The 22,542-nt window shown below is 73.2% G+C and carries 17 protein-coding genes; 11 read left to right on the plus strand and 6 right to left on the minus strand.

Annotation, left to right across the window (positions count from 1 at the left end):
- Positions 1-30 precede the first annotated feature (30 nt).
- On the plus strand, positions 31-1,845 hold the full coding sequence (locus ACWGKT_RS11095) for a pyridoxal phosphate-dependent aminotransferase (RefSeq protein ID WP_453273335.1): 1,815 nt from the start codon (positions 31-33) through the stop codon (positions 1,843-1,845).
- Positions 1,846-1,937: 92 nt separating this feature from the next.
- Here the strand turns inward: ACWGKT_RS11095 and ACWGKT_RS11100 are convergent, their stop codons facing one another.
- The gene (locus ACWGKT_RS11100; protein ID WP_356150019.1) at positions 1,938-2,588 is read right to left on the minus strand and encodes a DUF4360 domain-containing protein; all 651 of its coding nucleotides are present in this window, start codon (positions 2,586-2,588) and stop codon (positions 1,938-1,940) included.
- 228 nt (positions 2,589-2,816) lie between these two features.
- Complete coding sequence (locus ACWGKT_RS11105; protein WP_453273336.1) at positions 2,817-3,281, minus strand: RrF2 family transcriptional regulator; 465 nt, start codon at positions 3,279-3,281, stop codon at positions 2,817-2,819.
- A 73-nt stretch (positions 3,282-3,354) separates the two neighbouring features.
- Here ACWGKT_RS11105 and ACWGKT_RS11110 point away from each other — a divergent pair, with 73 nt between their 5' ends.
- The 4 genes from ACWGKT_RS11110 to ACWGKT_RS11125 all read left to right on the plus strand — a co-directional run bounded on the left by ACWGKT_RS11110 (position 3,355) and on the right by ACWGKT_RS11125 (position 9,649).
- Positions 3,355-6,321: a beta-galactosidase gene (locus tag ACWGKT_RS11110; protein WP_453273337.1), complete on the plus strand. Its 2,967-nt coding sequence runs from the start codon at positions 3,355-3,357 to the stop codon at positions 6,319-6,321.
- A 108-nt stretch (positions 6,322-6,429) separates the two neighbouring features.
- The gene (locus ACWGKT_RS11115; protein WP_453273338.1) at positions 6,430-7,020 is read left to right on the plus strand and encodes a toxin-antitoxin system, toxin component family protein; all 591 of its coding nucleotides are present in this window, start codon (positions 6,430-6,432) and stop codon (positions 7,018-7,020) included.
- Positions 7,017-8,249: an MAB_1171c family putative transporter gene (locus ACWGKT_RS11120; protein WP_453273339.1), complete on the plus strand. Its 1,233-nt coding sequence runs from the start codon at positions 7,017-7,019 to the stop codon at positions 8,247-8,249. Before ACWGKT_RS11115 ends, ACWGKT_RS11120 begins: the two co-directional genes overlap by 4 nt.
- Positions 8,246-9,649: an NAD(P)/FAD-dependent oxidoreductase gene (locus tag ACWGKT_RS11125; protein ID WP_356150029.1), complete on the plus strand. Its 1,404-nt coding sequence runs from the start codon at positions 8,246-8,248 to the stop codon at positions 9,647-9,649. The genes ACWGKT_RS11120 and ACWGKT_RS11125 overlap by 4 nt, the downstream gene beginning before the upstream one ends.
- Before the next feature lie 32 nt (positions 9,650-9,681).
- On the opposite strand, the gene ACWGKT_RS11130 is transcribed toward ACWGKT_RS11125, so the two are convergent.
- The 4 genes from ACWGKT_RS11130 to ACWGKT_RS11145 form a co-directional block, all read right to left on the minus strand.
- Positions 9,682-10,527, minus strand: a complete 846-nt coding sequence (locus ACWGKT_RS11130; protein WP_453273340.1) for an SMP-30/gluconolactonase/LRE family protein — start codon at positions 10,525-10,527, stop codon at positions 9,682-9,684.
- Positions 10,524-11,297, minus strand: coding sequence for an IclR family transcriptional regulator (locus ACWGKT_RS11135; RefSeq protein ID WP_356150033.1), 774 nt, complete (start codon positions 11,295-11,297; stop codon positions 10,524-10,526). Before ACWGKT_RS11135 ends, ACWGKT_RS11130 begins: the two co-directional genes overlap by 4 nt.
- 101 nt (positions 11,298-11,398) lie before the next feature.
- Positions 11,399-12,640 carry a helix-turn-helix domain-containing protein gene (locus ACWGKT_RS11140; RefSeq protein WP_356150035.1) on the minus strand — a complete coding sequence of 414 codons (1,242 nt, stop codon included), beginning with the start codon at positions 12,638-12,640 and terminating at the stop codon, positions 11,399-11,401.
- A gap of 60 nt (positions 12,641-12,700) precedes the next feature.
- A complete protein-coding gene (locus ACWGKT_RS11145) occupies positions 12,701-12,853 on the minus strand; it encodes a hypothetical protein (protein WP_235454289.1) in 153 nt (50 codons plus the stop codon).
- A 177-nt stretch (positions 12,854-13,030) separates the two neighbouring features.
- On the opposite strand from ACWGKT_RS11145, the gene ACWGKT_RS11150 reads away from it, so the two are divergent.
- The 6 genes from ACWGKT_RS11150 (at position 13,031) to ACWGKT_RS11175 (ending at position 22,538) form a co-directional block, all read left to right on the plus strand.
- On the plus strand, positions 13,031-14,008 hold the full coding sequence (locus tag ACWGKT_RS11150) for a DUF3068 domain-containing protein (RefSeq protein ID WP_453273341.1): 978 nt from the start codon (positions 13,031-13,033) through the stop codon (positions 14,006-14,008).
- Between the two features lie 192 nt (positions 14,009-14,200).
- Positions 14,201-15,373, plus strand: a complete 1,173-nt coding sequence (locus tag ACWGKT_RS11155) for a glycosyltransferase family 4 protein (RefSeq protein ID WP_453273342.1) — start codon at positions 14,201-14,203, stop codon at positions 15,371-15,373.
- Between the two features lie 106 nt (positions 15,374-15,479).
- Positions 15,480-16,205, plus strand: coding sequence for a class I SAM-dependent methyltransferase (locus tag ACWGKT_RS11160; protein ID WP_453273343.1), 726 nt, complete (start codon positions 15,480-15,482; stop codon positions 16,203-16,205).
- Complete coding sequence (locus ACWGKT_RS11165) at positions 16,202-20,515, plus strand: alpha-(1->3)-arabinofuranosyltransferase domain-containing protein (RefSeq protein WP_453273344.1); 4,314 nt, start codon at positions 16,202-16,204, stop codon at positions 20,513-20,515. Before ACWGKT_RS11160 ends, ACWGKT_RS11165 begins: the two co-directional genes overlap by 4 nt.
- Positions 20,512-21,807, plus strand: a complete 1,296-nt coding sequence (locus ACWGKT_RS11170) for a condensation protein (protein ID WP_453273345.1) — start codon at positions 20,512-20,514, stop codon at positions 21,805-21,807. The genes ACWGKT_RS11165 and ACWGKT_RS11170 overlap by 4 nt, the downstream gene beginning before the upstream one ends.
- Positions 21,804-22,538, plus strand: a complete 735-nt coding sequence (locus tag ACWGKT_RS11175; RefSeq protein ID WP_453273346.1) for a methyltransferase domain-containing protein — start codon at positions 21,804-21,806, stop codon at positions 22,536-22,538. The genes ACWGKT_RS11170 and ACWGKT_RS11175 overlap by 4 nt, the downstream gene beginning before the upstream one ends.
- Positions 22,539-22,542: the final 4 nt, after the last annotated feature.

The raw sequence follows: 22,542 nt of genomic DNA on the forward strand, positions 1-22,542 counted from the left end.
CCCGCCGGGCTCGCCTCATACGGAGGTTCCATGGCCGACAACGTCACCTCGCTGTTCCGCAGCACCGCGGCGCACAGCCCGTCGATGGCTGCGTTGACGCGAGAGGGCGGCGAGGGGGCCGGGCCGGTGGACTTCTGCATACCTTGCAATCCGTACTTCCCCACTCCGGCCATGTTCGAGGAGATGTCGGCCAGGCTCCGCGACATCATCACGTACTACCCGAGCAGCGCCGACACGATCACGGCCGAGCTGTGCAACCTGCTCCAGCTGCCGCCGCAGTGCGTGGCGATGGGCAACGGCTCCACGGAACTCATCACCTGGATCGACCACCTCCTGGTCCGCGAGTCCCTGGCCGTCCCGGTCCCCACCTTCGGCCGCTGGACCGACCAGCCGATGGAGACCGGCAAGCGGGTCGACATGTTCCCGCTGCAGGAGTCCAGCGGCTTCGCCCTGGACCTGGCGCAGTACGGGGAGTTCATCCGTAAACGCGGCACGCGCGTGGCCGTCGTCTGCAACCCGAACAACCCCGACGGCGGATACATCCCCCGCCAGTCGCTCGTGCAGTTCATGGACGCGATGGCCGACCTGGACCTGGTGGTGATCGACGAGTCCTTCCTGGAGTTCGCCGACGCCGAGGCCGAGCCGAGCGTCGTGCAGGAGGCGATGCTGCGGCCCAACGTGGTCGTGCTCCGCAGCCTGGGCAAGAACTTCGGCCTGCACGGCATCCGCTTCGGCTACCTGGTCGCCAACCCGTCGCTCGCGGGCCGGATCCGCTCGATGCTGCCGAAGTGGAACCTCAACTCCTTCGCCGAGCACGTGGTGTTCATGCTGCGCGAGCACGGCGCGGAGTACGCGCAGAGCCTGATGCAGGTGCGCCGGGACCGCCTGGAGATGGCCAGCCAGCTCTCCGCCCTGCCCGGCCTGACGGTCTACCCCTCGCAGGGCAACTTCCTCTTCGTGCGCCTTCCCGTCGGCGCCGAAGGCACCGTGGTCCGGGACCGGATGCTCACCGAGCACCGGATCCTGGTCCGCGAATGCGGCAACAAGATCGGTTCTTCCAGCCGCTTCCTGAGGCTCGTGGTGCGCCCCCAGGTCGACGTGCGTCGCCTGGTGTCCGGCCTGGAGTCGGTGCTCTACGGGTCCAGGAGGGGAGCCGCCGTATCCGAGCTGGGCACCGGGACCAGCTACAGCTCGGGTACGGCGGCGGTGGACCGGCTGGTGAGCGAGACCAATGGCGCCGGAATGCTGGGGCTTGCCGCGCAGGCCGTCGGTGCCGGCGCCGCCCCGGGGCCGGCCGTCGCCCCGGCCGCCGGCACCGGCATGCCGCTCCCCGCCGCCGCCCAGCCGGCCGGCGGCGGGATGCCGATGCCGGCGGCAGCCCAAGCGGCACCGGTGCCGCCGCAGCCCATGTCCGCGCCCATGCCGGCGCCCGTGCAGATGCCGGCGCCCGCGCCGACGCCCGTCCCGATGCCGGTGCCCGCCGCGATGCCGGCTCCGGCTCCCGTCCCCACTCCTGTACCGGCCCCCGTTCCGGCTCCTGTCCCGGCCGCCGCCCCGATGGCCCTGCCCGCACCGGTGCCCGCCCAGTTCCCCACGCCGGTGCCCGCACCGTTCCCCACGCAGGCCCCTGCTCCGGTGCCCGTGCCGGTTCCGGCGCCGGCCGCCGCGATGACCGGGCCGACTCCGCCCGGGGTCCCGGCCCGGGGCGGGCTCACGGCCGCGCAGGTCCGCGGCATGACGGCGCCGGCCGGGGCCCCGGCTCCCGGCCTGACCCCGGCCCCGGCGACCGGGTGGCCCAACGCCCAGAGCTGGCCGAACGCGGCGGGCATGGGGCAGGCGGGGTAGGCCCTGCCCCCCGAGCCTGGCCAGGAGCGGGCGGCGACGCGCGACGCCGCCCGCTCGGCACTCCCCCGTTGCTCCCCGTTCCTAGACCGGCGTCAGGACGTCGGGCACTGCTTCCACGCCAGGTGGTACACGGTGCTGATGTCCCCGTCCGTCGAGTCCATCGTCATGAAGCTGACCTTGCCCGGGGCGGAGGTCCCCGCGTTCACGCGGAGCTCCGTGTTGATGTTGAAGTTGCGCAGCACGCCGCAGGGCGACCACACCAGCTGGGCCCAGTCGGTGCTGTCGGTGGCCTGCCAGTCGTCGTTGTACGGGCCGCTGAACGGGTGGGTCTTGGACGCGGTGTTCGGCGAGCCCTGGAAGTAGTACGACGCTCTCTGCGTGCCGCTCGCCCCGGACTGGAGCGACGCGAAGCCCCGGTAGTCGGCGCTGGCGATCGCGTAGGTGAAGCCCTGCGGGACGTGGACGATCAGGTTGAGCTGACAGTTCTTGCGGAAGGCCGTCGGGTCTGAGTTCCCGCCCGCCTGGGCGAGGTAGTCGCTGTAGGTCACCGTGAAGGCGGTGTTGTCGGGGGAGACGGCGACGGCGGCCGTGCCGGCCGGACAGCCGGAGCCGTTCACCGTGGCGACGTCGATGACGATCTTGTCCGGGGGCGGGTTGTCGATGACGGGCGAGGAGGACGAAGCAGGTATCGCGGTGGTGAGCAGAGCGGCTACGGCACCGCTCAGCAGGAGTCCACCAGCCATGGATTTCTCCCAGTAGTCGAGTGGGGGGTTGACCGCCTCGACCCCTGGAGAAACTGTGCGGATCCTGTGAAGGCCGAGGCGGCGCTCGCAACGTAGCGAGCCGCGCGCGCACCGGTCAGGGCGAACTCAGGCCATTCACAACAGCGGATTTCACACCACCCACCGCGCCGACCTTCCCGACCTTCCAGGCCTCACCGACTTTCTCGGCCATCCCGGCCTTTCCGGCTCTCAGGGGTTCTCCCAGGCCGACGGTTCCGCCGCCAGCTGCCGTACCGGGTCCGGCAGCGCGTCCGCCGCGATGTCGGCGATCGTGACGCCCTCCAGGATCCGGCGGACGTTGGCCCGCAGGGCGATCCACAGGGGGAGCAGGGGCTGGGCCGTGCCCGTGTAGGCGAGCCCCGTCGGGCGTTCGCCGCGTACCGACACGATCGGGCCGTCCACCCCGCGGATGACATCCGCCACAGTGATCTCCGACGCCTCGCGGGCCAGCCGGTAGCCGCCGCCCCCGCCGCGCCGGCTGTCCACGACCCCGGCGCGCCGCAGGTCGGCCAGGATGCCCTCCAGGAACTTGTGCGGGATGTCCTGCGCGGTGGCCAGCTCCTCCGCCTTCACCGGGTCCGGGCCGTCTCCTTGCCGCACGGCGAGCTCCAATACCGCCCGTACCGCGTAATCCGCCCGTGCCGAGATCCTCATACGTCCATTGTGGGGCGTGCCCGCGTGGAGAATGGCCGGACCCGCGCCCCGTAAGATCGCCCGGGAGGATCCCTTGGCGCTCAGCAGACGTACCTTCAGTGCCCTCGCCGGCTCGACCGCGCTCGGCTTCGCCCTGGGCGGCAGCGGCGGCCCCGGGGCGCCCTCGGCGTACGCGGCACGCGGCGTGCCGACCGGCCCCGCGCCCGCCCCGCCCACCGCGGACGGGCAGCGGCACACGATCGGGTGGGACAACTACTCGCTCGTCGTCGACGGCCGGCGGCTGGTCCTGTGGTCCGGGGAGATGCATCCGTTCCGGCTGCCGAGCCCGTCCCTGTGGCGCGACGTCCTGCAGAAGATGCGGGCGCACGGCTACAACGCGGTCAGCATCTACGTGTCCTGGAACTACCACTCCCCCGCCCCCGGGCACTACGACTTCTCCGGCATCCGGGATCTGGACCTGTTCCTGCGCATGGCCACCGAGACCGGGCTGTACGTCGTCCTGCGTCCGGGGCCGTACATCAACGCCGAGATCGACGGCGGCGGCTTCCCGGGCTGGCTCACGGCCACGAAGGGCACGGCACGGACCGCCGACCCGACCTATCTGGCGTACGCCGACGAATGGCTCACGGCGGTGAACCGGATCGCCCGCCGCCATCTGTTCACCGAGGGCACCGGCACGATCCTGCTCTACCAGATCGAGAACGAGTACGACGCCCATGTGAACGAGCCGGCCGGGCGCGACTACATGTCCCACCTGTACCGGAAGGTGCGCGCGGACGGGATCGACGTACCGCTGTTCCACAACGACAAGGGGCGGAACGGGTACTGGATCCCGGGCTCCTTCGACACCGGGGCGGAGCGGGACGGCTGGCTGTACGGCTTCGACGGGTACCCGTCACCGAGCCAGCCGCCGCCCGACTGGGGGCACTTCGGGATCGGCGGGCTCAAGGGCGGCGCCACCGCCAGTCCGCGTACGCCGGGGTTCGTGCCGGAGTTCGGGGGCGGCTGGTTCGACCCCTGGGGCGGTGTCTGGTTCGACGGCAAGGGGTACGCCGAGTCGCGGCGCACCCGGGACGCGGCCTACGAGCGGCGCTTCTACCTGACCAACCTGGCCAACGGCATCACCCTGCACAACGTCTACATGACCTTCGGCGGCACCTCGTGGGGCTGGCTGCCCGCGCCGGTGGTCTACACGTCGTACGACTACGGCGCGGCCATCGACGAGGGCCGCAAGGTCACCGAGAAGATCGCCCCGATGCACGAGCTCGGGCATCTGCTGCAACGCGTGCCCGACTTCGCCAAGCTGGACCGGGCGGCGGACGTGCACGCCGTCGGGCTGAAGGTGTACCACCTCACCAATCCGGACACCGAGGCGCATGTGTACGTGGTGCGCAACGACGGCACGGAGGAGGTCACCTCCCGGGTGCCGACCGCCGCGGGCGACCTCGAACTGACCGTCCCGGCCCACGACGCCCGGCTGCTGACCACCGGACTCTCCCTCGGCGGGCGGAAGTTGAGGTACTGCACCGCGCAGCCCATGATGTGCCTGACCGCCGGACGGCAGGACATCGCGGTGTTCACCGGGCGGACCGGGGAGATGGCGCACCTGGTGCTGGAGTGCCCGAGCGAGCCCTACGTCACCCGGCTGGACGCGGAGGCGGCCTGGGTCTACGACCGCAACGCCCTGCACGTGAACGTGCCCCTGGGCAAGGGCGGGCTCACCCGGGTGCTGGTCGAGCGCGGCGAGAGCGAGACCCCGCTGCTGCTGCTCTTCGCCGACCACGCGACCGCCGTCCGCCTGTTCCCGTACGACACCCCCTCGGGCAGCCTGCTGGTCTACGGACCGGCGCTGCTGCGCCACGCCGAGCTGAGCGGCGGCACGGTCGGGCTGACCGGTGACCTCGTGGAGCAGACCGGCCTGGAGGTGTGGGGGCCGCGCGGGATCGAGAGCGTCGAGTGGAACGGGCGCCGGGTGCCCACGCGGCTGGCCCTGTCCAAGAGCCTGGTGGCCGAGACGCTGCTGCCGGGCGCGCCCGAGGTGCGGCTGCCCGAGCTGGGCGGCTGGCGGATGCGTACGGAGAACCCGGAGGCGGGGCCGAACTTCGACGACTCCCGGTGGCGGGCCGCCGACCGGACGTCGTCGTTCAGCACCACCGCGGTGCCGAAGGGCCGACCGGTGCTGTTCGCCGACGACTACGGCTTCCACTACGGCGACGTCTGGTACCGGGGCACCTTCACGGACTCCGCGACCGTCGAGGAGGTCTCGCTCGCCTACAGCACCGGCACGCAGGGGCTGCTGATGGCGTGGCTGGACGGGGAGCCGCTGGGCACGCACCGCATGCCGGTGCCGGACGACAGCACGGTCCGCAAGGGCAGTTGGGCGGACACGGCGGTGTTCCCGGTGCGCGAGCAGCTGCGCGGTCCCGGCCGGCACGTGCTGTCCGTACTGGTCCGGCGCATGCAGCACGACCAGGACGGCAAGGCGCTCGACACCCACAAGGTGGCGCGCGGACTGACCGCGGTCACCTTCAAGGGCGCTTCCCCCGAGGTGAGTTGGCGCATCCAGGGCGAGCGGGCCGCCGACCCGGTGCGCGGTCCGCAGAACAACGGCGGGCTGTTCGGGGAGCGGGAGGGCTGGCATCTGCCCGGCTTCCCGGACCGGGACTGGAAGAGCGTGGCCTTCCCGCGTGCCGAGCGGCGGCAGGGCGTGACCTGGTACCGGACCTCGTTCCGGCTGGCGGTGCCCGCCGATGTCGACGCCTCGGTGGGGCTCGTGCTGGAGGACGACCCGTACCGGTCCTACCGTGCGCAGATCTTCCTCAACGGCTGGAACATGGGCCAGTACATCAACGACGTCGGCCCGCAGCACACCTTCGTCCTGCCGAACGGCATCCTGCGCACCCGTGGCACCAACACCCTGGCGCTGGCCGTCCTGTCCGAACTGACCACGCTGTCGGGCCCGGGACAGGTGCGGCTGACGCTGCTGGGCAGCGCGGCCGGAGGGGTGCCTGTGACACCGGTGCTCTCCCCCGGCCGCTGACGGCCGCGCCCCGGGCGAGATTTTCGGACGGCCGGATCGCATGACGCGAACACATCCGGGCGCGTAATCTCGGACAAGCCGCCGCCCGGCGGTGAGAAGGGGGAACCCATGGACATCGCGGGCGCGCGACAGCGGGCGACCCGGGTCGCCACGCGGTGGCGGCGGCGCCGTCCCCCCTTGTCGATGCGCGGCCTCGCCGTCGACCTCGCCCGTGCGGTGCGCGCGCGGCCCTGCCCCCCGGACGACGTACGCGCGTTGTGCCGGGCGCTGTGCGAGGAGATGAGCGCGCGCCGCGACGGGCGGCCCGTCGAGCTGCGGTTCGAGCGGTTTCCCGACGAGATCGAAGTCACCGGCCTGTGGGTGGAGTTCGCGGACTTCGATCTGGTCATCGTGGAGGAACGTGCCGAATCGTTGCAGCAACTGGTGATACTCGGACACGAGTTGTGGCACATGCAGGCCGGCCACCGGCACCACTACGGCGTCGGCGCGGCCACCGTGCACGCGCTGGCCGGCCGCGACGACATCGCCCTGACCGTGGCCGCCCGCAACGGCTCCCACGAGGCCGAGGAGGCCGAGGCCGACGACTTCGGGCACCGGCTCGCCGCGGCCTTCCGGCCCCTGCTGTCGGGCCGGGGGCCCGACGCCCGCCTCGACCCGGTCCAGCGCTCCATGGGCTACCGCGGAGGGGGGACACGGTGACGTACGCCCTGGACCTGCCCGGACCCGACCTGTCCCGCGGCCTGTACATCTCCTTCTGGCTGCCGACGGTGGTCCTCACCGTCGCGCTGGCGATCAAACTGCCCAGCATCATCAAGATGTGGCGCGACCCGCTGCTGCGCGCCGTCGGCGGTCTGCTGCTGTTCGCCTGCGCGGTGTTCGTCTTCGCGGCCCCCAAGACCATCGCCTGGACCAACCGGGTCACCGGCGTGCCGAACATCTCGGCGCCCTGGGTGTACTCCCTGCTCACCGCGCTCTGCGCGTCCTGGCTGCTGCTGATCATCGCCTGGCGCAACGGCCTGTCCGACCGCTCGGCCGCGACCCGCCGGGCGATCTGGTGGGTCGTCTCCGTCAACGCCGGTGTGGTGGTCGCCCTGTGGGTGCTGTTCGCGCTCGCGGACGTGCCCGTGGAACGCCTCCAGGACCTGGACACCTACTACGCCAACACGCCGTTCATGCGCGAGGAGATCCTGCTCTACCTGATCGCGCACACCGTGGCCTGCACGATCACCGCCCGGCTGATCTGGAACTGGATCCGCACCGACGGCCTCGACGCCTGGCTGCGCTGGGGACTCAGGTCCCTGGGCTTGGGCTACGCGACGAACCTGCTCTTCGACGCGTGCAAGCTGACCGCCGTCGTCGCCCGGTGGACCGGTCACGACCTGGACTGGCTGAGCACCTACCTGGCCCCGTCGGTCGCCTGTGTCTCCGCCACCCTGGTCGCCGTGGGCTTCATCATCCCGCACGTGGGCCAGTACCTGGCCGAGCGCTGGCGGATCCGCGTCAGTCACTGGCATCTGCGGCCCCTCTATGCGCTGATGCGCACCGTCACCGGCAACCGCGAGCCGTTCACTCTTCGCGCCACCGGGGAATTGCGCCTCATCCGCCGTGAGACGTTCATCCGCGACGCTCTCCTGCAGCTCTCCCGTCACCTCGACGAGGGCCTGCGCGCCCGCTCGTACGCGGCCGCCCTCGACCTGGGATCCGATCCCGGCCGGGCGGAGGCGCTGGCCGCCGCCGTGACGATCCAGGACGCCGTCGAGACCCGCAAACGGTCGACGGAGGCCGACGGCGCCGACGCCTCGTCCGGCCCGGACACCACCTATCTGCTCCAGAAGATCCAGGCCGTGTCCCGGGTTCTCCGCCACCCCGACGACATCGAGGCGGTGCGCGCCCGAGCGACCGCCCCGGCAGAGAGTGCCCGCGCATGAGCGAACGTTCCACCCCCGCCGTCAGAACCGCCGTCGTGCTGGGGGGATCCCATACCGGCATGCTCGCGGCGCGGGCCCTGGCCGGCTTCGCCGACCGTGTCGTGGTCGTCGACCGCGACGTCCCGCCCGACGTTCCCCAGCCCCGCCGCGGGCTGCCGCAGGCCCGGCACGCCCACATCCTGTGGTCGGGCGGGGTACGGGCCATGGAGGACCTGCTGCCCGGCATCACCGAGGTGCTCCGGAGCGCCGGCGCCCACCGGTTGCCGGTCACCACGGATATGGTCGCTCTCTCCTCACAGGGCTGGTTCCGCCGCTGGCCCGAGTCCCACCATGTGATCCTGTCCGGCCGCGACCTCTTGGACGCCACGATCCGCGCCCAGGTCCTCGCCGACGAGCGCGTCGAACTGCTCGGCGGCACCGAGGTGGTGGGGCTCACCGGGACGGGCACGCAGGTCACCGGCGTACGGATCCGCACCCGGGACGAGGAGGAACGCACCCTCGCCGCCGGCCTCGTCGTGGACGCCACCGGACGCGGCTCCGGAGCACCCCGCTGGCTGGCCGCGCTCGGGCTGCCCGCCGCGGAGCGGCGCGAGGTGGACTCCGGGCTGGTGTACGCGAGCCGGCTCTACCTCGCGCCCGACCAGGCCCGGGACGACTTCCCGATCGTCAACGTGCAGGCCGACCCGCGGGCCGGGGGTCCGGGGCGGTCGGGCGTGCTGTTGCCCATCGAGAACGGCCGGTGGATCGTCACCCTGGCCGGCACCCGCGGCGGCGAACCCTCCGCGGACAACGACGACTTCCTCCGGTTCGCCCGCGACCTGCCGCACCCGGTGATCGGCGACCTGCTCGGCAACGCGGAACCGCTGACCGACGTGTCGGTCACCCGCGCCACCCTCAACCGCCGTCACTACTACGAGCGGATGCCGGTGTGGCCGGAGAGCTTCGTCGTCGTCGGCGACGCGCTCGCCGCGTTCAACCCGATCTACGGGCAGGGCCTGGCGGCCGCCGCCCAGAGCGTCAGGATCCTGCGGGACGTGATTCGGCGTCAGGGCTGGGGCACTGCGGGGCTGTCCCGCCGTGTCCAGAAGGCGGTGGCCCGTCCGGTCCGGGCGGCCTGGGACCTGGCGATAGGCCAGGACGTGTTCTACCCGGGCGCGACGGAGAACGGCCCCACGCTCCGGGACCGGATCGTGGCCGCGTACGTCGACCGGCTGATGCGCACCGCCACCGGCAACGGCCGGGTCGCCCGCAGGGTCACGGACGTGACGTCCCTGGAGCGGGGCGCGGAGGTGCTGCTGACCCCCGACGTGCTGCTGGCGGCGGCGATCGGCCCGCTCAAGCCGCAGTTGACCGGGCCGCCGCTGACGGCCGAGGAGCGCAAGGCCGGCGGGCTGTTGTAGCGCCGCCGGCCGCGGACTCCCCGGCTCGGGCGTCAGCCCGCGAACGCCGGCTGCGGGAGCCCCTTCCCGACGCCCGGCACCACCAGCAGCGACCCCGAGACGGGGTGCGGCCGGTCCAGTCCGATCCGGGCCGTGGTGATGTACAGGTCCGTCAGGTCCGGGCCGCCGAAGGCACAGGCCGTGGTGCGCGGGGCCGGCAGGAGGAGCACCCGGTCCAGGTCTCCGTCGGGCGTGTAGCGGCGGACCGCTCCGCCGTCCCACAGGGCCACCCACACGCACCCTTCGGCGTCGACGGTGAGGCCGTCGGGGAAACCGGCGCCCTCCTCGATCTCGGCCAACGGGCGTCTGTTCACGGCCCGTTCGCCGTCGAGGTCGAAGACGTCGATACGGCGGGTGGGGGAGTCGACGTAGTACAGGCGGCTTCCGTCGGGGCTCCAGCCGATGCCGTTGCTGACCGCGACGGAGGGCAGGACCGTCTCGACGGCCCCGTCGGCGGTCAGACGGGACAGGGTGCCGCCGCCCGCCGCCTCGTCGTAGCGCATCGTGCCCGCCCACAGGGAGCCGTCGGGCGCGACCGCGGCGTCGTTCGCGCGGCGGCCGGGGACGGGCTCGTGGTGCAGCCATCGGAAGGTGCCGTCCGGGTCCAACAGGCCCACGCCGTCGCGGAGGTTGAGGACCAGTCCACCGCCCGCCCTGGGCTTGGCCGCGCCCACGTGCTGGTCCGTCGTACGGACCGTGCGCCGGCCGGTGGCCGGGTCGTAGGTGTGCACGCGCGAGCCGAGGACGTCCACCCAGATCAGCCGGTCGGCCGCCGGGTCCCAGGTGGGGCCCTCGCCGAGGCTCGCCGCCGCCCGCACCGCGACCTCGTACGCCGTCATGCCACGCCTCGGTGGCCCAGGCGCTCGGACAGCTCGGTGGCGCCCTTGACGGCGAGCTCCTCCAGCTCGGCGCGGCGCTCGTCGCTCCAGCGGATCATGGGCACGGAGATGGACAGGGCGGCGACCACCTGGCCGGTGCGGTCGCGCACCGGGGCGGCCACGCAGCTCACGTCCGGGTTGGACTCGCGGCTCTCCAGCGCGATGCCGTGCTGCCGGATCTGTGCCAGGGCGGCGCGCAGGGCGGCCGGTTCGGTGATGCTGTTGGGGGTCATCGCGGCGAGCTCGGCGCCGTCCGGGATGCGTGCGGCCAGCTCCTGCTCGGGCAGCGAGGCCAGCAGCATCTTGCCGACCGAGGTGCAGTGGGCGGGCAGCCGGCGGCCGGCCGCCGAGACCATGCGCACGGCGTGCGTGGAGTCGACCTTGGCGATGTAGATGACGTCGGTGCCTTCGAGGATGGCCACGTGGACCGTCTCGTCGCAGGTCTCGGCGACGGACCGGGCCACCTGCTGGCCCTCGGCGGCGAGGTCGAGCTGCTCGGCGTAGCGGCTGCCGAGCTGGTACGGGCGCACGCCGAGCCGGTAACGTCCGGGTTGTCCGGGCACGGGCACGATGTACGACCGGGCCGCGAGCGTGGTGACCAGTTCGTGCACGGTGGTGCGCGGCAGCTGGAGCTTGCGCACGATGTCGGGGGCGGAGAGTGTCCCGTCACCGTCGAGGAAGAGCTCAAGAATGTCGAGAGCCCGGGTCACGGCAGGTACGAGGCGTCCCATGTCCGGCCCCCTCCCTTGGGTCTGCGCCTGTGTTCGAGATTTCAACAGACGATCGGCATGACGAACATAGGCTAGCCATGGAGGGTTGCGCGGGCAATGGCCTAGCGGTGTGCTCGCGCATCGCCCAGTTCGCCGCGCAGTCGGCGCGCCCGCAGGACCAGCTCCAGTTCGAAGCGGCGGTCCGGGTCGTCGATCTCGTCGCCCCACAGCTCGCGGATCTGGCGGAGCCGGTAGCGGACGGTCTGCGGGTGGACGCCGAGCCGCGCGGCCACCTCCGGGGCTCCGCCGCGCGTCTCCAGCCAGGCCAGCAGCGTCTCCGCGAGCCTGCGGCCGTGCGTCGGCCCGCAGTGGGCGAGCGGCGCCAGGCAGCGCAGCGCCAGGTCGTCGATCAGCTCCTCCGGCTGCAGGAGCACCAGGGCCTCGGTGTGCTCGGTGCAGTACAGCACCTCCCCGCCCGGCAGCAGGCCCCGTTCCATCAGGCGTACGGCGGCCAGGGCCCAGCGCAGCGACTTCGCGGCGTCGGCCAGAGCCACCGGGGGCCCGATCGCCCCGGACCAGCCGGCCAGCGCCCGGTGCAGCAGTTCGGGCCGCCCGGCCGCGTCCGGCTCGGGCACGACCATGCGGGGCTGCTCGTACTCCATGTCGAGCAGCACCCCCTGCCCCACGGCGGGCGCCACCGCCTCCCGGGCCGGGCGCAGCAGCACGCCCACGGCGACCTTCGCGGGCAGCGACCAGCCGACCCGGGCGGCCCGCTCGGCCAGCGCGTCGGCCGGATCGCCCCGGTGGCGTTCGGCCAGGAGCAGTTCCATCAGCCGGCGTTGCAGGCGCAGGCGTTCCCCGGCCCGGCGGGCGGCGGCCTCGGCGTAGCCGCGCACGGACTGGTCGACCAGGCCGTCCAGGTACTCGTAGCCCGCGTCGACCAGCTCGTACATCGCCGGCGGCGGGATCTCGACGCGCTGGCCGATCTCGGCGAAGCGGCGCCAGGCGAGCCGTACGCCCATGCGGTACATGGCCTGCAGCGCGTCCAGGCTGCGGCCGCCCATGCCCTCGCCGCGCCCGAACTCCTGGAAGACGCCGGGCGGTACGGTCGGCCGACCCTCGGAGTGCTCCAGGTGCTGGACGAAGACCTCGATGGCGCGGCGGATGCCGATGAGGGCCATGGGTTCGCCGCTCTCGTCGAGGACGACGGGCAGGGCGGGGTACTCGCGGCGGATCTCCCGCAGGATCTCCTCGGCCAGCGCGGGCGCCTCGGCCATGGCGAGCGCGGCGAACCGGCGGACCTTCAGGCGGGGCACGTCGTGCCAGGCCGAGCGGGCGGACACGGCCGGGGAGCGGGCGGGCACGGGTCAGTGCCCCCGGCCGGCGGGCGCGTACGGCTTCTCGCGCGTCGTCACGGCCACGGCTCAACTCCCCTGGCCCGCTTGCTCGTACGTGATCAGCGGGGTGTTCGGCTGGTCGGGCCGGGCGTCGAGCAGCGCGACGATGCCGAGCGCGGCGCCCACCGCGAGGGCGGCGGCGGCCACGACGGTCAGCGCGGCGGCGAGCAGTCTGGACATCGCAGGGTCAGCCTCTCTGTCCGGAGTTCGTCCCCCGCCCCGGGCCGTGCCACCCCTGCCTGTCCGGCCCAGTGTCGGCAGTCATTGACACTCCGTCAAGAGGCGCCTACGGTTCCCGGCCCATAGGGGTGGGTCGACTCGCACGCGCACTGTTCCCTCTCGGACCTGGAGTGCCGGATGCGCCGTACAGCCTCGCCCTTTTCCCTGATCATCCTGGGCCTCGGCACGTTTCTGCTGGTGCTGGCCCCGCTGCTGGCGTGGTACGTCGAGCCGCGTGCCGCGGTGAATCCGATCGACATCGACACCACCGCCGTCTACACCGGCACGGGCAGCTATTTCGACACCGGGCAGATCAAGGCCGTGGCCGACCGGCGGATCACGATCACCCAGGTGGTGCGCGGTGACGTCGAGGACGGCGAGCGCAGCGGGCGGGCGGTGTGGGACGTGACCACGACCGTCGACACCGACCGGACCCTGCCGGCCGCCGATCCGCACGACGCGCTGGAGTTCTTCCTGAACCGCTGGGTCACCGACCGGGGCACCAACAAGCCGGTGCACTGCTGCCGGGAGAACCCGTACTTCGAGGGCGACGCGTATCTGAAGTTCCCCTTCGACGTGCGCAAACGCTCCTACCAGTGGTGGGACAACTCCCTCGGGTCGACGGTCACGCTGCACTACGCGGGCACCAGGAAGATCCAGGGCTACCGCGGCTACCGGTTCACCGGGACCGTGGCGCCGACCCGGATCGGCGAGCGTCTGGTGCCGGGGAGCCTCGTCGGACTGCCGAAGCGTCCGCAGGTGCAGGCCGAGGAGTGGTACGCGAACCACGGCATCGAGCTGGTCGCCGACCAGCGCACCGGCCGGGTGATCTACGCCCAGGTCGGGCCGCGGCGGACGCTGCGCGCGCCGGGGGCGACGAAGGACGCGGTGGTCCTGCTGGACAGCGAGAAGCTGGGGTTCACCACCGGGACGCAGAAGGAGCAGGTGAGACTGGCGAAGAAGGAGAGCGGCCTGCTGCGGCTCGTGGGGCGGACCCTGCCGGTCGGTGCCGCTGTGGCCGGATTCGTCCTGGCGACGGTGGGGGGCGTTTTGGTGGCACGCGGCCGGAGGCGTCCGGAAGCATCCGATAACTCCAGCCCTACACTCACGATGTGACAGGGCATCAGCTCCAACAAGCCCCGAAATTGTCACCCCGGTGAGTAGCCCTGGCGGACGGCGGGGCGAAAACTGTCCACCCCACCCCGCGCACAGGCCGCCCACACCCTGCTCTCAGGAAGTACCCGAACCAGCCACAGAATCGATCCTCCCCCCACTGAGTTCCGCACCCCGAGACGAGTTGGAGCACCCATGCCCCAGCACGTACCGTCCTCGCCGCGCGCCGCCTCACCCCAGGGCACGCGGCACCCTTCGGCGCTCCCCCCACAACCGCGCCGGATCGTCTTCCTCGCCCACCGAGACCTCGGCAACCCCTCCGCCGGCGGCTCCGAACTCCTCGTCGACCGGCTCGCGGACGGGCTGACCCACCTCGGCCACCAGGTCACCCTGCTGTGCGGCGGCCCCCCGGCCTTCCGGGACTACCGGGTGGTCTCCGCGGGCGGCACCTACGACCACTACCTGCGCGCCCGGTCGGCCTTCGCCCGCCGGGTCGGGGACTGCGACCTGCTCGTCGAGGTGTGCAACGGCATGCCGTACTTCGCGCCACGGTGGCACCGCGGCCCCACGCTGTGCCTGGTCAACCACGTCCACACCGACGTGTGGCGGATGCGGCTGAGCGGGCCGCTGGCGCCGGCCGCACGCATCGGCCGAAGACTGGAGCGGTGGGCGCTGACCGGCGCCCAGCACCGGAGCCTGCTGGTCGCCGTCTCCCCCTCGACGGCCCACGCGCTGCACGCGATCGGTGTGGAGCGGGACCGCATCCGGGTCGTGCACAACGGCGTGGAGGAGCCGGGCCCGAGTGCGGACCGCTCGCCCGAGCCGCTGTTCGTCGCGGTGGGGCGGCTGGTCGAGTACAAGCGGATCGATCTGCTCCTGCGGCTGTGGGAGCGGGTACGGCCGGTCACCGGCGGCCGTCTCGTGATCGTCGGCGACGGGCCCGAGCGCGGACGGCTTGAGCGCCTGGCCGGTCCCGGCGTGGACTTCACCGGCCATGTCACCGAGGCCGAGAAGCACCGACTGCTGTGCGAGGCCTGGCTGCTGCTGCACCCGTCGGCGTTGGAGGGCTGGGGTCTGGTGGTCACGGAGGCGGCGGCGCGCGAGACGCCGACGATCGCCTTCGACGTGCCCGGCCTCAGGGACTCCGTGGTGGACGGCGAGACCGGCGTGCTGGCGCGCGGCGAGTCGTCGTTCGCGGCGGCCTGGTGCACGGTTGCGCTGGCCGCGCGTCGGCGGGAAGTTATGGGCAAGGCAGCCTGCGACCGTGCCGCGCGCTACCGCTGGGACCGGACCGTGACACAGTTCCGTGCGGTTGCCGCGGAGGCGGTGTGGGGCTGGGGCGGTGACGCCCATGCGCCGTGCCAGTGAGGTCGTCGCGCGACTGCGGATCCCTCGTGGCTGGTCGCGCCCACGCGGCGAAGCCGCAAATGTCACAGCCCCGTGCCCCTTCGAGGGCGCTACAGGGCGGCGGAGTTTGAAGGATCCCTCCCTGCGGCGTTCCCTCGCCCTGTTCCGTGCCTTTCTGCGTGAGCAGGACGACCCCGAGGCCTGTTACTCCCTGCTCGCCCGGGACGCCGCCGACCAGGTCGAGGGCTACGACGGGCCGGTGGCCGGGCGGATCGTCGTGGACGTCGGTGGGGGCGGCGGGTACTTCACCGAGGAGTTCCGGCGCCGGGGCGCACAGGCCTACTTGTTCGAGCCGGACGTGACCGAGCTGGGCGAGAAGCCGCCCGACGGGACGGTGATCGCCGACGGCTATCTGCTGCCGCTGGCCGACGGGGTCGCCGACGTGACGTTCTCGTCCAACGTCCTGGAACACGTGGCGGATCCGCGGACGTTCCTCAGCGAGCTGGTGCGGGTGACCCGGCCGGGCGGGCTGATCTACGTGTCGTTCACCAACTGGCTGTCCCCGTGGGGCGGTCACGAGTGGGCGCCCTGGCACTATCTCGGCGCCGAACGGGCCCGCGCCCGCTACCGCCGTCGTACCGGACGGCCGGCCAAGCACACCCTGGGCGAGAACCTGTTCGCCGTGCACATCGGAGCCACCCTGCGGCAGGTGCGCGCCCGGGACGACGTCACGGTCGTCTCGGCCCGCTCCCGCTACTGGCCGTTCCTCGCGGAAGCCGTCGTGAAGGCGCCCGGCATCCGCGAGCTGGCCACCTGGAACCTCCTCCTCGTCCTCCGGCGGTGTCCCGCATGACCACCACGGTCCAGGCCCCTCCCCCGGCAGCCGTCCCCACCACCACGGCCGGCTCGGGCCCGCCGGAGGGCCCGCGGTCGCGGCGCTGGCTGCTGGGGTTCTGGGCCGTGCTGTTCGTGCTGTTCCTCGCGGTGCACCCGGGCCGGCAGACCTTCGACACCAAGCTGGGCGTCACCGTCGACCCGGGCCGATTCCTCTCGGATCTCGGCCAGTTGTGGCACGACCAGGGATCCTTCGGCGGGATCCAGGACCAGTACGCCGGCTATCTGTGGCCGATGCTGCCGTTCCACTGGCTGTGCCACGCGGTGTCCCTGCCGGTGTGGCTCGCGGAGCGGCTGTGGCTGTCGCTGATCGTGTCGGTGGCGTTCTGGGGTGCGCTGCGGCTGGCCGAGCGGCTGCGCGTCGGAACCCCCGCGTCCCGGCTGCTCGGCGCGGTGGCCTATGCGCTGTGGCCGGTGTTCACGGTGGTCGTCGGCTCGACCTCGGCGGCCGCGCTGCCCGGCGCCTTCCTGCCATGGGTGCTGCTGCCGCTGGCCGACGAGCGGTACACCGCCCGGGTCGCTGCCCTGCGCTCGGCACTGGTCGTGCCCTTCATGGGCGGCGTCAACGCGGCCGCGACCCTCGCCTCCCTGCTGCCGGCCGGGCTGTATCTGCTCTCCCGCCCGCCCGGACCACGGCAGCGCAAGCTGATCTCCTGGTGGGTGCCCGGAGTGCTCGTGGCGACGGCCTGGTGGTGGATCCCGCTGCTGCTGCTCGGCGTCTACGGGGAGAACTTCCTTCCCTACGTGGAGACTTCCCAGACGACGACGGCGACCATGTCGGCCACCGAGGCGCTGCGCGGCGGCGGGAACTGGGTCGCCTATCTGCATCTCGGCGAGGCCTGGCTGCCCGCGGGCTGGACCGTGGCCTCCGCGGTCGTGGTGATCGTCTGCTCGGCGCTCGCCGCCGGGCTCGGGCTGGCCGGGCTGGCCCGGCGTGACCTGCCGGAGCGGCGCTGGCTGGTGCTGACGGTGCTGACGACCGCGCTGATCACGCTCGCCGGGTACGGCGGCGCGTTCGGGGCGCCCTTCCACGGGGTCGTACAGGACTGGCTGAACGGCCCGCTGGTGCCGTTGCGCAACATCTACAAGTTCCAGGCGGGCATGGCGCTGGCGCTCGTGCTCGGGCTGGCCCATCTGGTGGGCGTGGCCGCCGAGCCGCGCGGCGCCCGCCCGGTGCGCGGCCGCCGCTTCGCCCCGCTGGTCGCGGCGGTCCTCGTGCTGCCGGGGCTGCTGTGGCCGTACCTCAACGGGTCGATCCTGAACCCCGGTTCGTTCCAGCAGCTGCCCAAGTACTGGCAGACCACGGCCGACTGGCTGAAGAAGTACTCCCCCGACTCCCGCGCCCTCGTCGTCCCGGCCACCGCGCACGGGCTCTACACCTGGGGCTCCCCCGTCGACCACCCCCTGGACGTGCTGGCCGACAGCCGCTGGGCGCAGCGGGACTTCGTGCCCTTCGGCACCCCGGGCAACCGGCGGGCGATGGACGCGGTCGAGCAGGCGCTGCTGAGCGGCGGCGAAGTCCCCGGCCTGGCCGACTACTTGAGCCGCGCCGGGATCCACTACGTCGTCGTCCGCAACGACCTGGACCCCGACCAGATCGGCTACGTCCCGACCACGACCGTCAAACGCACCCTGGAGCAGTCCGGGTACCAGCGGGTGACCGGTTACGGGCCGGTGATGACCGGCGGCCGGATCGCCCACGGCACCCCGCTCCAGGTGGAGGGGCTGTACCCGAGGCAGCGGGCGGTGGAGATCTACGAGCCGGTGGACCAGGACGTGCCGCGTCCCGGACAGGCCCGGCTGCTGTCGGCCGCGGACACGGCCGTCGTCTCCGGCGGCCCCGAGGCGCTGCTGCCGCTCGCCGCGCGGCTGCGCGACCGGGCCACCGTGCTCACCGGCGACAACCACCCGGGGGTCGGCTCGCCCGGTCTCCAGCTGGTCGGCGACGGGCTGCGGCGGGCGGACACCCGGTTCGGGCTGGTCGACGCCAACACCTCGTACACGTACACCCGCGACGAACGCAACGCGCCGGACGCCGTGCAGGACGCGGGCGACAAGCCGCGCCAGATCCTGCCCACCGACGGCATCGGCCACCAGACCGTGGCCCGACTGCGCGGCGCCCGCTCGGTGACGGCGTCGTCGTACGGCAACTGGCTCTTCCACCTCCCGCAGTACGACCCGGTGAACGCCTTCGACGGCGATCCGGCCACCGCGTGGGCGGAGGGCGCGCCCGGCTCGGCGAAGGGGCAGTGGCTGCGTGTCGGCTTCGACGGGTCGTACGACATGCCGGCGTCCGTGAAGGTGACGCCGTTGCCGCAGCAGAGCGTGCGGGCCGCGGCCACCCGGGTGCGGGTGACGACGGAGAAGGGCTCGGTGACCAGCTTCCTGCGGCCCGACGGCATGACGCGGACCGTCAAGGCCCCGGCGGGCGCGACGCGTTGGATGAAGCTGACGATCGTCGACTCGGTGGCCCGGCGCTCCGGCCTCACCGGTGCGGGCTTCTCCGAGATCGCCCTGCCCCACGTCCAGCTGACCCGCATGCTGCGGCTGCCCACCGACGCCGACGGCTCCGACGCGGCGGCCGAGGTCGTCTCCCTGCACCGCGCGGCCGACCCGACCGGGCTGTCGGCGACCGGCACCGAGGTGGGGCTGCACCGCGCCTTCGCCACGGGGACGGCGGGGTCGTACCAGGTGGCGGCGCGCGCGGTGCCGGTGCCGGGCGAGGCGCTCGACAAGCTGCTGTACCGGGTCGCGCCGGACCAGAAGAACCGGATCACGGCGACCGCGGACTCCACCGCGGCCCTGGGCGCGGGTCTGTCCGCGCGCAATCTCACCGACGGCGACCTGACGACGGCGTGGATCGCGGGCGACCGTCCCACGGTCCATCTGAGCTGGAAGGGCAAACAGCCCGTCGGCGAGCTCGTGCTCGCCCCCGCGGGCGGCCTGTCGACCCGCCCGACCGAGGTGGACATCAGCTCCCCGGACGGTGCGACGACCGCGGGCGTCGACGAGAACGGCATGGTCCGCTTCGACCCGATCACCACGGACCGGCTCGACATCACGATCACCAGGACGGCGCCGCTGACCCTGCACAACCCCGTCGCCGACGAGGACCTGCAACTCCCCGTCGGACTCACCGAGGCATACCTCCCGGCGCTCGACGGCTACCGCACCCCGCAGCCGGCCGCCACCCGGACGTTCTCCCTGCCGTGCGGGCAGGGCCCGGTGCTGGCGGTGGACGGCGAGCTGTACCCGACGAGCGTGAAGGGGACCGTACGGGACCTGGTGGAGCGCCGGCGGGTGGCGGTGACGCTCTGCCAGGAAGGCGGTGAGGACGCGGCGTTGGAGCTGACCGCGGGCACGCACCGGGTCGAGGCGGGGGACACCGGTCCCCTGGTCCTGACGGACGTGACGCTGAACCGCGGGACGGTGAACGAGGCCGCCGGTCCGGGGCGTGAGCTGCGGACACGGGACTGGCTGGGCGACCGCCGCGAGGTGACCGTCGGCTCGGGGGCGGCCACGTACCTGACGACGTACGAGAACTACAACGACGGCTGGCGGGCCACCCTGAACGGCAAGGAGCTGACCCCCCTCCGGCTCGACGGCTGGCAGCAGGGCTGGCGGATCCCGGCCGGGGCGGGCGGCACGGTCAAGCTGTCGTACGGACCGGCGACGACCTACGAGGGCGGCCTGATCGGCGGCGCGGTGGGGCTCGCGGCTCTGCTGGGCCTGGTCCTGTGGCGGCGCCGCGAGCCCAACCCGGACGAGCCGCAGCCGGTGCCCGCGCCGCCCGGCGTGTGGTTGGGCACGGTGGCGCTGACGCTGGTCGCCGTGGTGATCGCGGGCTGGTTCGCCCTGCTGGTGCCGCCGCTGGCACTGCTCGCCCACCGACGGCACGCGCTGCTGGTGCCGCTCGCCCTCGTGGCGCTCGCCGGAGCCGGGATCGCGGCGGCGACCGGCGCCGGGGAACCGGTGGCCGCCGGTCACGGGGCCTTCGGCCATCCGGCCCAACTGCTCGCGCTGATCGGGCTGTTCGCGGGGTTGGTCAGCGTCCGGGAGGTCGCGCCCGCGGGCGGGGGTGGCACGCCTGACGACTCGGAGGCGCCGACGGCACCGCTGCCGCGGCGGATACGCGGCTCCAGTCCCCTGGGCGCGCCTGCGCCGGGGCCCGCCTCCGCCGCACCGGAGGAGAAGTCCCCGCCGGGCGCCGCCGGACCGACCGTCTCCGCCCGTGGACCCGGACACCCCGACGGAGGTGCCCCCGCATGACCACGCTCCAGCACCGGCCGGACGGTCCGGCACGGCCCCCGTCCCGGGTCCCGTTCCCGGTCGTCGACGAGGTCGCCCGGCACTGTCTTCAGGACGCGGAACCGGAGACCGTGCACATCGAGCTCCACCTGCCCGGCCGGCTGGATCCCGCGCGGCTGCGCAAAGCCTTCGGGGAGGCGCTGCGCCGGCATCCGCGCATCCTGATGCGGGAGGCTCCCCGGCCCTGGTACCGGGCCCGGTACGAGTGGGAGCTGACGGCGGAACCGGACGTGGAGGTGATCCGTTGCCCGCCGCCGGAACCGGACGCCCGAGGGCAGGCTCGGCAGCGTGCCCTGGACTGCGCTCCCCCGCTCTCCTCCGCCCCGCCGATCCGCCTGGATGCCGTGCCCGAGGGCGACGGCACCGTGCTGATCCTCACCGTCAACCACACCGCCCTGGACGGCCCGGCCTGCCTGCGCGTCGTGGCCACGGCGGCGGAGCTGTACGGCGGCCGGGACAATTCCCCCGCCGCACCCCCCGTACGCACGCAGGACGCGCGGCGGGAGTCCGTGGCCGTACCGTCCAACTGGACCCCGCCCGCGCGGGTGGCCCCCGGCACCCCGGGCCCCTGTCCCGGCAACGGCGTGATCGTCACCGAACTGCCCCTCCCGCACCGCCCCAAGGGCTCCCCGTACACGGTGAACGACCAGCTCATGGTCACCACCGCGCTGCTGATCGCCCACTGGAACGGGGAACACGGCGCCCGCCCCCGGCCGATCCGCATCACCATGCCCGTCGACGACCGCCCCCGGGACGCGGGCATGCCCATCGGAAACGGGACGCGGCTCGTCGAGGTCCCGTTCACTCCCGAGGAGCTGGACGCGACGGACATGGCCGGGCTGCTGCGCCGCACGGCCGCCCGCACCCGGTTCCTCAAGTCCCAGCCCCGGCCCCAACTCGGCCACGGAGTGGCCCTGTTGACCACGCCGTGGGCGCCGGTGGCGGTGCGCGGCGCGCTCACCCGCGGGTTGCGCCGGGCCGTCGCGCCCTGGACGTCGACCACCCTGCTCAGCAACATCGGCCGCATTCCCTACCCGCTGGACTTCGGCGAGGAGGCGGGCCGCGCGGACGCCGTCTGGTTCTCCGCACCGGCCCGCATGCCCCGCGGCCTCACCTTCACCACCGCCTCCACCGCGGGCCGCCTGCACCTCTCCGTGCGCTGGTCCCGCTCCCTGCTCGGCCCCGGGGACGGCGCCGAGCTGCGCGATCTGTTCGAGCACTATCTGCACACCACGGAGGTGACCGCCCCGTGACGACCACCGCCACCCCGCCCGGGGAGCTCCGCGACTTCTACGAGGACCCCGCCGTGCCGGTCGCCTCCGGCGCCGCGCGCAGCATCCGCCAGGCCCGGCTGCTGGCCGCCGCCCTGGGTCCGGCCGGCGCGGGGGCGCGCACGGTCCTCGACATCGGCTGCGGCGACGGCACCGCGGCCGCCACCGCCGCCCCGCTCCTCGCCGGTCACCGCCTCGTCGGCGTCGACTGGTCCCAGGACGCCCTGCGCCGCGCCCACGCCCGGCTGCCGTGTGCCGTCCGGGGCGAACTCACCGGCGGCGGGCTGCCGTTGCGGACCGGCTGCGCCGACGCCGTGCTGTTCAGCGAGGTGATCGAGCACCTCGTCGACCCCGACGCGGCCCTGGACGAGATCCGCCGCGTCCTGCGCCCCGGAGGCCACCTCATGCTCTCCACACCGAACCTGGCCGCCTGGTACAACCGCGCCCTGCTGCTGGCCGGAGTGCAGCCCGTGTTCTCCGAGGTCAGCCTGCGCGCGATCCACGGCCGCCCCGGCAAGGAGGTCGTCGGACACCTGCGGCTGTACACGGCCCGCGCGCTGCGGGAGTTCGTGACCGCGGCCGGCTTCGAGGTCGTCCGCGTGCATGGCGCCCCCTTCCACGGCGTGCCCCGGCCACTGCGTCCGCTGGACCGGCTGGCCTGTGCCAGACCCTCGCTCGCCTCGATCCTGCTGCTGCACGCACGACGGACGTAGGGGG

The organism is Streptomyces sp. NPDC054794, assembly GCF_053611585.1.